At 61.9% G+C, this 11,755-nt stretch carries 10 protein-coding genes; 5 read left to right on the forward strand and 5 right to left on the reverse strand.

Features of this window, described 5'->3' with window-relative positions:
• Together OUZ52_RS20600 and OUZ52_RS20605 are read left to right on the forward strand one after the other, a co-directional pair.
• Positions 1-967, forward strand: a 967-nt coding sequence (locus OUZ52_RS20600) for a catalase (protein ID WP_266160435.1), incomplete at its 5' end; no start/stop codon positions are given.
• A gap of 92 nt (positions 968-1,059) precedes the next feature.
• Positions 1,060-1,686: an ankyrin repeat domain-containing protein gene (locus tag OUZ52_RS20605; RefSeq protein WP_266160436.1), complete on the forward strand. Its 627-nt coding sequence runs from the start codon at positions 1,060-1,062 to the stop codon at positions 1,684-1,686.
• On the opposite strand, the gene OUZ52_RS20610 is transcribed toward OUZ52_RS20605, so the two are convergent.
• From OUZ52_RS20610 to OUZ52_RS20630, 5 genes are all read right to left on the reverse strand, one after another.
• On the reverse strand, positions 1,594-3,951 hold the full coding sequence (locus tag OUZ52_RS20610; protein ID WP_266160437.1) for a xanthine dehydrogenase family protein molybdopterin-binding subunit: 2,358 nt from the start codon (positions 3,949-3,951) through the stop codon (positions 1,594-1,596). The genes OUZ52_RS20605 and OUZ52_RS20610 overlap by 93 nt on opposite strands.
• Positions 3,948-4,487 (reverse strand): (2Fe-2S)-binding protein, encoded by a 540-nt coding sequence (locus OUZ52_RS20615; protein ID WP_266160438.1) that lies wholly within the window; start codon positions 4,485-4,487, stop codon positions 3,948-3,950. Before OUZ52_RS20615 ends, OUZ52_RS20610 begins: the two co-directional genes overlap by 4 nt.
• A 202-nt stretch (positions 4,488-4,689) precedes the next feature.
• The gene (locus OUZ52_RS20620) at positions 4,690-6,024 is read right to left on the reverse strand and encodes an APC family permease (protein WP_266160439.1); all 1,335 of its coding nucleotides are present in this window, start codon (positions 6,022-6,024) and stop codon (positions 4,690-4,692) included.
• A gap of 199 nt (positions 6,025-6,223) precedes the next feature.
• The gene (locus OUZ52_RS20625; RefSeq protein WP_266160440.1) at positions 6,224-8,146 is read right to left on the reverse strand and encodes a S53 family peptidase; all 1,923 of its coding nucleotides are present in this window, start codon (positions 8,144-8,146) and stop codon (positions 6,224-6,226) included.
• A 376-nt stretch (positions 8,147-8,522) separates the two neighbouring features.
• Positions 8,523-8,648: a hypothetical protein gene (locus OUZ52_RS20630; RefSeq protein WP_266160441.1), complete on the reverse strand. Its 126-nt coding sequence runs from the start codon at positions 8,646-8,648 to the stop codon at positions 8,523-8,525.
• Between the two features lie 286 nt (positions 8,649-8,934).
• Between OUZ52_RS20630 and OUZ52_RS20635 the strand changes: the two genes are divergently transcribed.
• The 3 genes from OUZ52_RS20635 to OUZ52_RS20645 form a co-directional block, all read left to right on the forward strand.
• Positions 8,935-9,576 carry an outer membrane protein gene (locus tag OUZ52_RS20635; RefSeq protein ID WP_266160442.1) on the forward strand — a complete coding sequence of 214 codons (642 nt, stop codon included), beginning with the start codon at positions 8,935-8,937 and terminating at the stop codon, positions 9,574-9,576.
• Between the two features lie 175 nt (positions 9,577-9,751).
• The gene (locus OUZ52_RS20640) at positions 9,752-11,266 is read left to right on the forward strand and encodes a fumarate hydratase (protein ID WP_266160443.1); all 1,515 of its coding nucleotides are present in this window, start codon (positions 9,752-9,754) and stop codon (positions 11,264-11,266) included.
• Between the two features lie 57 nt (positions 11,267-11,323).
• The coding region (locus OUZ52_RS20645) for a hypothetical protein (RefSeq protein ID WP_266160444.1) at positions 11,324-11,755 on the forward strand (432 nt) is incomplete at its 3' end.

The raw sequence follows: 11,755 nt of genomic DNA on the forward strand, positions 1-11,755 counted from the left end.
GCATGTGCCCGAGGCCACGCACATGCTGACCTGGGTGTATTCGGACAACGGCACGCCTGCCTCGTACCGGACCATGAACGGTTTTGGCGTGCACGCTTTCAAACTGGTCAATGCCAGGGGCGAGGTGCATTACGTCAAGTTCAACTGGCGCAGCGAGCAAGGCGTGAAAAATCTCACCGCGAAAGAAGCAGAGACGGTGCAGGGCAAGGATTTCAATAACCTCACCCACGATTTGTACGACGCCATCGGTGCCAAGCATTACCCCAAGTGGGATCTTTATGTGCAGGTGCTCAAGCCCGAGCAATTAGCTGGTTTTGCTTTCGACCCGCTCGATGCTACCAAGATCTGGCCGGGTGTGCCGGAGACCAGACTGGGCACGATGACCTTGAATCGGGTGCCGGATAATTTCTTCCAGGAAACCGAGCAGGCGGCCTTTGCGCCGATCCGCATGGTGCCGGGTATCGAGGCTTCGGAGGATCGATTGTTGCAAGGGCGGTTGTTCTCGTATGTCGATACGCAAACCTATCGCCTTGGGGTCAACAACCAACAGATACCGATCAACCGTCCGCTGGCCAGTGTGCGCAACTACAACCAGGACGGCGCAATGAATACCGGCCACACGAATTCGGATGTGAATTATCAGCCCAGCGAGGCCGAGGGCGCCTATGCCGACGATCCGCGCTACAAGGCGAGTGCACTGCCGTTGAGTGGCAGCACCCAGCAGCAGCGCGTGCATCGCACGATGAACTTCGAGCAGGCCGGCGAGCTGTATCGCAGCCTGTCGATGCAAGACAAAAGTGATTTGATCAGCAATCTGGCCGCTGATCTGGGGCAGGTCAAAAACACCAAGATCCGCGACACCATGCTGAGTTATTTCTATAAGGCCGATGCCGATTACGGCACCCGGCTAAGCAAGGCGCTCGGCGCCAGTCCAGACGATATCCAACGCCTCGCGCGAGCACTGTAGGCCTTCTCAGCTTGCAGTGGCTGGCGGTCTGGGAGGCATGCTCTCACTCCCAGGCCGCCGGCACCTATTCCCTTCCCCAAAGGTGCATAACCATGAAGCATGGGTTGGTTTTGTTCGTCCTGATCTTGGCCGCCTGCAGTGCATCGCATGCACCGTCATCATTGCCGGCCGGCACGGCAAACGGTGTCGCGAATGCCGCTGTTGCGGCCAACGAATCAAATACTCGCTCCGCTGCCGCTGCCGAATTGAAGACCTATTACTTCGAGGCGGCGCGCAGTGGCGACATCACGTTAATCAACGAGTACGTGAGCTCGGGTTTTCCGGTGGATGTACGCACGCCGCAGGGTTACACCGCCTTGATTCTGGCCGCGTATCACGGGCAGAAGGTCACGGTGGAGCGTTTGCTGGCCTTGGGCGCGGATGCCTGCGCGCGCGACAGCCATGGCAGCACGGCGTTGATGGGCGCGACCTTCAAGGGCGAGCTGGCGATTGCCCGGCTGTTGCTGAGTCAGCCATGCGCCAAGGTCGACGATCGCAACAGCTCCGGTCAAACCGCTGCGATGTATGCCGGTCTGGCAGGTAACCGGGCCTTGGTCGAGATGCTGCGCCAGCGAGGCGCCAACCTGTCATTGCAAGATCAGGCTGGCCATAGTGCGGCGTCGCTGGCACGCGGGCAGGGGGCCGACGATGTGGCGACATGGATCGAGCATCACCGCTAGCCGGCCGTCATGCCTGAGGCGAATGACGGCCGGCCGCAATGGTGAGTGCGCGACAGGCGCGTTACAGCATGCATTGGCCAGGGCAGGCGCCGCGCTGGGCATGGCGAGAAAGCTGGCGCCGGTGGGCTCGCGGTCGCCCGGCATCACGATCACTTCGACGCTATTGGGCAACTGGGCCATGCTGGCCAAGGGATAGTCTTTGTAGTTGCGCTGCTGGATCTGGCCGTTCTTGTAGGTGATCGCCAGATTGAGCGCGGTCGATAAAGCATCCAGGGTGGCGCCGGCGATCTGGCCTTCCAGCCCGGTCGGGTTGATCACGCGGCCGACATCGACCGCGCAGACGACGCGCTCAATGGTCAGCTTGTCGCGTTCCAGCGACGCCTCGATCGCATGCGCGACATAAGCGCCGTTGACATGCCAGCAGGCGATGCCCAGCCCATTGACGGTGCGTAACCAGTTTTTCCATTCGATCTGGTCGGCGACTCGCTTGAGCACGTTGACCAGTCGCTCGGTATCCAGCGTGGTGCCGAAGCCGTGCAGCGGAATCTGGCGTGGCTGACCGAGCAGGCGCAGGCGGGTGTCGAGCGGGTTTTCTTTCAACGAATGGGCGATCTCGTCGATAAAGCTCTCAACGGCAAAAGCGTTGTTCACATGCGGCATGCCACGCGCATGGCCGCCGGGTATCGACGACTGCAAGGCATACCAGTCGCTGCGATAGTTCGGCAGCAGGCCCGCGGGCAGTTGATTGACGTCGAGTTCGGACGTCCATAAGCGTTGTTCGGGTACCCCGCGACCGGCGCGCGCCGAGGCGCTGGCCAGGCGCTGGTTCCAGCTGATGATCTGGCGCTTGCGATCGAGGGCGGCGCTCAACTTATGCACACTGGCCGAGCGGTAGTAATCGTGGGTGAAATCTTCGTCGCGGGTCCACAGCAGGCGTACCGGCTTGCCGGCCGCTTTGGCCAGCATCACCGTTTCGGCGACATAGTCGTGATCAAGCCGACGACCATAGGCACCACCGACACGCGGCACGCGTATTTCGATCTGCTCAGGTTTGAAACCGGTCAGCCGTTGTACGACCGCCCAGGCTTGTTGCGGTGCCTGGGTGGGGACGATTAGCAGCGCGCGGTCTTTGTCGATCCGCGCCATGCAGTTCATCGGCTCGGCGGTGGCATGCGCCAGCCAGGGTTGCAGGTAGGTGGCCTCGACGCGCATGGCGGCTTTCTTGTTGGCCGCGTCCACATCGCCATCATTGCGCACCCGCGTGGTCGGCGCCTGCTTTTTGTCGTTGAGCAGGTCGATGGCGTGGGCTTCCAGCGCGGCGCTGCTTTCGCTGTCACTGCTGCCGGGCTTCCATTGCAGCTTGAGCTTGGCGCGACCCTGCAGCGCAGCCCAGGTGTTTTCAGCCAGCACGGCTACGGCCGGGGCAATAACCGTGCTGCCCAGCGGTTGACCGTGCTCGGGCAACAGCGGCAGCACTTGCACCACGCCTTTCACGGCTTTGGTTTCGGTCGCGTCGATGCCGTCGAGGCTGCCGTCGGGCCAGGGACAATGCACCAGCACCGCCACCAGCGCATCGCCGAATTGGTGGTCGATGGCGAAGCGGGCCTGGCCGGTGACAAAGGCATGGGCATCGACGTCACCGGCCGGTTGGCCGATCAAGGTGTAGCGATCGGCGGTTTTCACCGGTACCGGGTTGGTCGGTGGGGAGATCTTGGCCGCGGCCTCGGCCAGGCTGCCGTAGCCAAGACGGCGGCCGTCCGGCGCGATCACTACACCGGCCTTGGCCTGCAGTTGTTCGGCAGGCACGCCCAGCTGGCGTGCGGCCGCTTGCAGCAGCAGCCAGCGCGCCAGCGCGCCAACCTGGCGCAGGTCGGACCAGGCCGCGGTGGTCGAGGTACCCAGGCCATCCAGCTGGTGGCCGTAAATCCAGTTCGCCTCGCCGTTGCCGTTTTCCACGCCCAGGCCCAGCGGCACCACGGTAACGCGCTGCCAGTCGGCATCGAGCTCGTCGGCAATGATGCGCGGCAGGGTAGTGGCGTTGCCGGTGCCGCTGTCGGGGTCACGCGCACCGATCAGTACATTGCCGTCGGCATCGATGCGCACATACACGCCGAGGCCGTAAAGCGTGTCGCCAAGAAACGCCAGCGGCAACGGTGCGTCGGCCGCCGTGGCGGCCTCGAACGGCATGCCCACCACCAGCGCGCCTGCGCTACCTGCCAGCACTTTGAGAAAGCCGCGGCGCGAGAGTCCGCCCGTACCGTTCATGCCTGGCCTCCGTTGAGGCTGGCAGCAGCACGCATGATGGCGCGACGCACGCGCGTCTGGCAGCCGCAGCGGCAGAGATTGGGCAGCTGATCGATGTCGCTGTCCGAAGGATCGCGCTTGCGGTCGATCAACTCCTTGGCGGCAATCAACCAGCCTGGTGTGCAGTAGCCGCAGCCGATCGCGTCTTCGTCGATAAAGGCCTGCTGCAGCGGATGCAGTTTGCCGTCGGCGCTGGCCAGCCCTTCTACCGTCATCACCTTTTTGTCGGCCAGGTCTTTCATCGGCACGGTAATGGCGGAGACGGCCTTGCCGTTCACCAGCACCAGGTCGGCCCCGTTGCCGGGCTGGGCGCTGCCATATTTGGTGCCGGTGAGTTGCAGCACATCGCGCAGATACCACAGCAACGGCATGTGCGCGTCACCGGTGTGCCGGAAACGCTTGCCGTTGATTTCCAGGTCGATACCCTCGCGCGCCGCTTCAGGCACGATTTTGTTGCTGGAAATGCCGGGTGCCGCCTGGACCTGCGTTTGCGCCATTGGGAAACTCTCCTCACGTATCGCGTGCATTGTGGCATCGCGTGGGGGGATGAGCCTACCTTGGCCAGGCCTGATCAGTGAGTTCGTGAAGGCACGCGCGCGGTCTGCGCCGCCGTTCGAGATACCTTCAAACGGCTTGAACGCCAAGCTGCATGCTGGTTTTAAGGGCTGCGCCCCTGGGTGGCGCCCGCTGCTGCGCGGATTACTTGGGGTTAAACAGCCGCTGCCAGACCCAGTAAACCGGTACGCCCGACAGCATGATCAGCACGCCGATGCCAGTATTGACCGGGCTGTCACGCAAGCTTTGCACCACCACAAACCCCACCGTGGCAATGAAGATCAGCGGCAGCAACGGGTATCCCGGCACCCGGAAATCGACCGGGCCACGGTCGTGCTTGCGATACCAGAACAAGGTGCCGACACCAAACGCGCAGGCCAGCCAGTCGCCGAAGGTGGCGTAATCCAGCAATTGCCCGTAGGTGCCGCTCAACGCCAGCACGCAGGCCCAGCCGGTGAGCAGCAGCAGGGCCAGATTGGGCGTGTGATGTTTCGGGTGCAGCTGCGCTACGCTGCGAAAAAACAGCCCATCGGCGCCCATCACCTGCAATACCCGTGCGCCAGCGACCAGGGTGATATTGCAAAAGCCGAGTGTGGATACGGCAATGCCGATGGCCATCAGCTTGGCGCCGATCGGCCCGGCCACTTGTTGCATCACATCGGCGGCAGGCGTTTGACTGGCCGCCAACCCGGCATGTCCGAGCACGGCCAGATAGGCCACGTTGACCAGGCCGTAGATCAGGATCACCAGCAACATGCCGACGAACAAGGCGCGCGGCAAGGTGCGTTGTGGCTCGCGCACTTCACCGGCGAGGTTATTGAGATAGGTGAAGCCGCTGTAGGCAAACAACACCGGCAGCGCGGCCCCCATGAAGCCGACGCCACTGCGTGCCGGGTCCAGCGCGAATATCGGATGACTGCCCGCGTGTCCGCTGCCGATGCCGGTAAAGAACAAACCGCAGACCACCAGCATCGCCACGGCCAGCAGTTTGAGCAAGGTGAACAGGTTTTGCAGCTGCACGCCCAGGCGTAGGCCGAACAGGTTGATACCCGCCACGAACACCAGTCCACCGGCTGCCAGCGGCGCAACGGAGTCTTTGGGCAAGCCGAACACCGCGGCCGAATAACTGGCGAATACCGTGGCTACGGCAGCGGCCGAGCCGGAATAAATCACCAGCAGCATGGTCCAGCCGAACAGAAAACCGGCCAATGGCCCCAGCGAATCGCGTAGGTAGACATAACTGCCGCCGGCACGCGGGCGTCGCGCACCGAGTTCGGCGTAACACAGCGCGCCGATCAAGGTGAGTACGCCGGCGCCAACCCACATCAGCAACAGCGCCAGCCCCGAATCGGTGCGCTGCGCGATGATGCCCGGGTTGAGAAAAATGCCACCGCCAATAATGCCGCCGACCACGATCAGGGCGGCGTCCCACATGCCGAGACGGCGGAGATAGCCGCCGGACGAGGAGGAATCGCTCATGAAATATTCGCTGCGGGAAACCGCAGACGAGCATGGCGGTTGGGTGAGGTGACGGCAAGCCCCTGAATGAGAGCTAGGGCCTGTTCACGCTATGGTGGCGAGCAGGGCGCTTGGGCTGGCGGTATCGCCATGGCATTCCTGGCGTATGCGCCGCGCCACAACCTCCCCCTGCGAGCAGGGGGAGGCGTGCTGACGATGATTAGAAACCGCTACCCAGGAACAAGGCGAAATTGGTCACGTTGAGGGTGCCGATGCCTGCGCCGGGGTTGTAGCCACGGCTGCCTTTATAGAACCAGTTGTCGCCGGCATTGATGTCGTTAAAGGCCGACCACGAACCATAGCCAAAGACGTTCTGCAAGAAGTAGATCTGCGGGTTCCAGAAACCGACGCGGTGGCCGGAACTCTGGGTGAGCAGCGCAGAAATGCCATTGAGCTGAGGCGCCACGAAGCTGGTGCCGCCTTCGCCGCTACCGACGCCGCCGTCGGCGGTGGAAACGAAGATGTAGCCGGTCTCCGGGTCCGCGTTCAACGAAACGTCCGGCACGTTGCGACCACGGAAATTGCCCGGCAGGGTCAGCAAGGTCAGCGGCGTGGTTTGCGTATTGCCTGGAAAGACCAGGCTCGGGTTGAGCGCGATCAGCGATTGATTCGGCTGGCTGCGCTGGATGCCGCGGGTAAAGAATTGATACACCGGCTCACGCCAGAACACGCTGACGCCGCCGCCGCCGCCGGTGGAGAACAAGTCGTAGCGACCCGGGCGAATCTTGTCGAGGTATGCCTGCAGATAGCTCCAGCCCCACACGCTTTCTTGGGTGACGGAGGCCTTCGGGCCGCCGGCGAACTGATAAGTGAACGGCGTGGTGGTACCGCCAGCTGCGGTGATGAACGGGTCCGAGGCGGGTGCATCGACCGTCAACGGCGCATTGAACAAGCTGTGACCCAGCGCGCGGACGGTGTCATAGGCGCCGGAGTCGCCCGACGAGGCAAACACCGACTGACCCTGCACCGCCGCTTCCAGGAAGATCTGGTGGAAGGTGCGCAGTTCACCGGTAGAGTCACCGCCGGTGAGCAACGAGTCGTAATAGAAAACTTCCGGGCTGCCCCAGCTCGACGAAATGGTATCGGCGCGATTGTCCGAGACCGCCTGATTGAAGGCATCGATGAAACCGTTGCCGGCGTTGGGTGCGTCGTACACCAGGATGTCGGCGAAGGGGGCCAGGCCGCCTGATTGCTCCACGTCGAGCGAGGTCTCGCCGCTGCCGGCCGCCGCGCCGATCGCGCCGCCGCCGTCGACATGCATCTGGGTAATGCGATTGGGTTTGGTGGCCAAGCCAATCATATTCCAGTAGCTGTACGCATCGGCCGGATAGAAGTCCGCCAGCGTGACGATGGCGATGGTCGAGCCCTTGCCGTTGATGCCGGCGTCATACAGCGGATTGATGTTGTAGAAGTTGGCGACATCGCCGACGGTGTATTGCCCCGGCACGCCGCTGGCGGTGCCATTGCTGGCGGCCTTCGCGGTCAGCAGGCCGCTGGCCATCGGCGCCACGCTATTGGGCGCAGGCGCGGGCAGGTTGGCGTGCAAGTGATGCGCCACATATTTCGACTCAGTGTTGAGGCCCGCGGCCATCACCACCGTATTGGCGATCGCCGCCGGCAGCGTGGTTGCATGGCTCGGGCGATGAAAGCGCTTGCCTTCGGCCGATTGATAATCGCGAAGCGTGGTTTGAAAAGCGTGGTTGAACTGGCTGATCGTACCGCGCGTCTTGATCGCGAGATGATTCGCGGTCACTTCGGTGGCAGCAATGCCGTTGCTCTTCAAAAAAGCCTGCACTTGGGCGATTTCTGCATCGGTGGCGCCGTATTGCTGCGCGAACTGCGCCGTGCTGAGAAAGCGGTGATACGCGGGGTCGCCGGGCGTCACGCTGCGATAGGCATAGTCTTCCAGAGCTTCCTGGTGATGTGCATTGAGCACCAGGGTGACGTTGATGGTTTGCGCGGTATTGGTGGTGCCGACATCGAGTGCCGGTTGCACTTCGCTGGCGGCGGTTGTGCCGGCAACGCCGCAAAGCAGCAGTGCGAGAGATGTGGCGAGGGACTTGCGATGCAACTGCGTAAGCATGTGACTATCTCCGGTGGCGAAGAAGTCTGGCGCGAAGCGGCGACATGAATCTGTGACGGCATCACGAAGACACCGCCACCGCACTTCGGCCAGGCCGTAAAGCGCATCTACTAAAAAAAACGTATGACCCCTAATACGTATTGCCGTCGTTGCGGTCGCGTCCCCCTGTAGATCGACACCGCCCTGACTGGTGCAACGCTAGCGCGTGTGAATGTTTTGCGAAAGTGTCTGTGCGAGCGCAAGTTTTTGCGAGTAACTAGGCGTTTTATTGCTTGCCCAAGCCGTGTGCGAAAGGGGCGAAGTCGGCGTTGTTTTCGTCGCATGGCGACAGCGAAACGCAACGGCGATATTTACAAGGCCAAGCAAAATCTCCAGCTCAAAGGTGCGCTGCCGGGGCCGCCACTTCACGCCCGGCATCGGCAGCAACGACTAGGCGGGTGTCGGCGCCGGTGATGACCAAGCGCCGAACTTCCGCCTCGGCCTGAGCTGCGGCAATGATCAAGTCACCTCGAGGCTTCGCAGGCTCGCCCGAGATCAACGCGTTTCCGGCAACGCGGCCATGTATTCGGCCTGCGCGGGATACCGTTTTCGCTGATTCCGTGCTGATTTCTGCGCGCGAAATGATTGCGTGGTTCGAGTATTTTTGTTCATAAACAGTCAGTTGACGCGTTATTCGCAGGTTGTTGTTGGCTGTTCATTACAGAATATTTACAATGCGCGTTCCGCTCGGACATCCCCCATCTGTGGTCCGGGCGGCGGACTTTCAAAAAATATAATGGAGCTACCCCATGAATAAGTTTCTGACGGCTGCCGTGGCTTTGGCCATCGGCGCAGCTTCGACTGCTTCGTTTGCTGACACCGGCAATTTTTTCGTCAACGGTAACCTCGGTACCTCCGACTACCGCATCAGCAACGCTTTCGGCGGCCTTAATGCCTCCGGTGCGAACCACACCAGCGTAGACAAGAAAGACCTGGCCGGCGCCGTGCGTATCGGCTACCGCTGGAACAGCGTGGTCGACTACGGTGTGGAAACCGGTTACGTCAACCTCGGCAATGCCGAAAGCCGTATCGCCAACGACAGCAGCCATGGCTCGCTCAAGCAGAAAAGCCGCGGCTGGCTGCTCGGCGGCAACCTGAACTACAACATCAACGACAGCTGGTACGTTTCGGCTCGTGGCGGCTGGTACCGCGCGCACAATGCCTTCCAGGTTCGTAGCTACACCCCGATCGGCAATTTCCGCGGTTCGTCTTCCACCACCGGCACCGGCGAGTACTTCGGCGTTGGCGTGGGCTACAACATCAACAAGGCGTTCAGCGTCGGCGTGAACTACGACAATTACCACAGCAACGGCAATTCGTCGGATGTGAACAAGCTCAGCACCAATGTGGCGATGTACTCGGTGTTTGGCGAGTACCGCTTCAACTTCTAATCGCAAGCGCTCGTATCGAGCTTGCTGGAAGTACCACGACGGCCGCCTTGAGCGGCCGTTGTTTTTGGTGTGTCGGGCCGCTTGCGGCACAATAGGCCGCTTGCGCGTTGCGAACTACTGGTTTGTGGCGCTACCTCAGCCGATTGCACCCCATCCCGTAGCCACAGCCGCCGCCATGACCACGATTAAGCAAGACGACCTGATTCAAAGCGTTGCCGACGCTCTGCAATACATCAGCTATTACCACCCGGTGGACTACATCACCCATCTCGCCGCCGCCTACGAGCGCGAGGAAAGCCCCGCCGCCAAAGATGCGATGGCGCAGATCCTGATCAACTCGCGCATGGCCGCCGAAGGGCATCGGCCGCTGTGCCAGGACACCGGCATCGTCACGGTGTTTCTCAAGGTCGGCATGAATGTGCGCTGGGATGCCACGATGTCGCTGGAAGACATGGTCAACGAAGGTGTGCGCCGCGCTTATAACGACCCGGACAACAAGCTGCGCGCCAGCGTGCTGGCCGATCCGGCCGGCAAACGCAGCAATACCAAGGACAACACCCCGGCGGTGATCAATGTGTCGATCGTGCCGGGCGATACGCTCGATGTCATCGTGGCGGCCAAGGGCGGTGGCTCGGAGGCGAAGTCCAAGTTCGCCATGCTTAATCCGTCCGATTCCATCGTCGACTGGGTGCTCAAAACCGTGCCGACGATGGGTGCCGGCTGGTGCCCGCCGGGCATGCTGGGCATCGGCATTGGTGGCACCGCCGAGAAAGCGATGCTGCTGGCCAAAGAGGCCTTGATGGAGCCGATCGACATCCAGGACTTGATCGCACGTGGCCCGAGCAATCGCGCCGAAGAGCTGCGCATCGAGTTGTACGACAAGGTCAATGCGCTCGGCATCGGTGCGCAAGGCCTGGGCGGTCTCACCACCGTGCTCGACATCAAGGTCAAGGATTACCCGACCCACGCGGCCAACCTGCCGGTGGCGTTAATCCCCAATTGCGCGGCGACCCGCCCTGCGCATTTCACCCTGGATGGCTCCGGCCCGGTGATGCTCGACCCGCCGTCGCTGAAAGACTGGCCGCAGCTTACCTACGATGCCAGCAAGGGGCGTCGGGTGAATCTCGATACGGTGACCCCGGCCGACGTCGCCAGTTGGAAACCCGGCGAGGTGCTGTTGCTCAACGGCAAGTTGCTCACTGGCCGCGATGCCGCGCACAAGCGCATGGTTGAGATGCTCAATAAGGGCGAGCCGCTGCCGGTCGATTTCCGTGGCCGCTTTATCTACTACGTCGGTCCGGTCGATCCGGTGCGCGACGAGGTGGTGGGCCCAGCCGGCCCGACCACGGCTACCCGCATGGATAAATTCACCGAACAGGTGCTGGCGCAAACCGGCTTGCTCGGTATGGTCGGCAAAGCCGAGCGTGGCCCGACCGCGATCGAGGCGATCAAAAAGCATCAATCGGTGTATCTGATGGCGGTCGGCGGTGCGGCTTATCTGGTGTCCAAGGCGATCAAGGCCAGCCGCGTGGTCGGTTTCGCCGACCTCGGCATGGAGGCGATTTACGAGTTCGAGGTGCAAGACATGCCGGTAACGGTTGCCGTCGACTCGCTTGGCAGCTCGGTGCACCAGACCGGGCCGAAAGAATGGCAGGCGCGCATCGGCAAAATTCCTGTCGTGGTGGTCTGACCGGATGGCGTCGCGCGCCCGGCGCGGCGCCGCTTTGAATCACTGCATGGATGAATGATGAAACGTTTACTGCTGGCCTTGCTGCTGTTGTCGCCATTTCAGTTGCTCGCCGCGAAAGAGCTGGCTTGCCAGTCGGCGGTGGTGCCGGTCGATGGGTTTTATCTGGGCATTCCAGAAGACAGCGCCTTGCATCTCTATGCGGTGATCGATGGGCATTGGCAGCGTTACCCGGCCAAATTGAGTTTTCCGATGCCCGCCGCAGCGAAGCGTCCGATTTTCAATCGGATGATTTTCAATGAGCGGATGATCGGCGTGGCAGGTCGTGACGCGGTGGAGTTTTTCGAAGGGCCGGTTTACGAGGGCGAGGTGTGGGAGTCCAGGGGCAGCATTCCATCGCCAAAACTTGGCGATGGCGAGGTCTACGTCAACGGGCTTTATTCCACCGAGAAAGAGCTGGTGGCAATCGGTCCGCATCGCATGGTCTCGTTC

It is taken from the genome of Dyella silvatica, from assembly GCF_026283955.1.
Lineage (GTDB): Bacteria > Pseudomonadota > Gammaproteobacteria > Xanthomonadales > Rhodanobacteraceae > Dyella_C > Dyella_C silvatica.

Excerpts from the sequence above, each read along its gene's own strand:
- OUZ52_RS20605 (WP_266160436.1), top strand. The coding sequence starts at position 1,060 with ATGAAGCATGGGTTGGTTTTGTTCGTCCTGATCTTGGCCGCCTGCAGT.
- OUZ52_RS20610 (WP_266160437.1), bottom strand. The coding sequence starts at position 3,951 with ATGAACGGTACGGGCGGACTCTCGCGCCGCGGCTTTCTCAAAGTGCTG.
- OUZ52_RS20615 (WP_266160438.1), bottom strand. The coding sequence starts at position 4,487 with ATGGCGCAAACGCAGGTCCAGGCGGCACCCGGCATTTCCAGCAACAAA.
- OUZ52_RS20620 (WP_266160439.1), bottom strand. The coding sequence starts at position 6,024 with ATGAGCGATTCCTCCTCGTCCGGCGGCTATCTCCGCCGTCTCGGCATG.
- OUZ52_RS20625 (WP_266160440.1), bottom strand. The coding sequence starts at position 8,146 with ATGCTTACGCAGTTGCATCGCAAGTCCCTCGCCACATCTCTCGCACTG.
- OUZ52_RS20635 (WP_266160442.1), top strand. The coding sequence starts at position 8,935 with ATGAATAAGTTTCTGACGGCTGCCGTGGCTTTGGCCATCGGCGCAGCT.
- OUZ52_RS20640 (WP_266160443.1), top strand. The coding sequence starts at position 9,752 with ATGACCACGATTAAGCAAGACGACCTGATTCAAAGCGTTGCCGACGCT.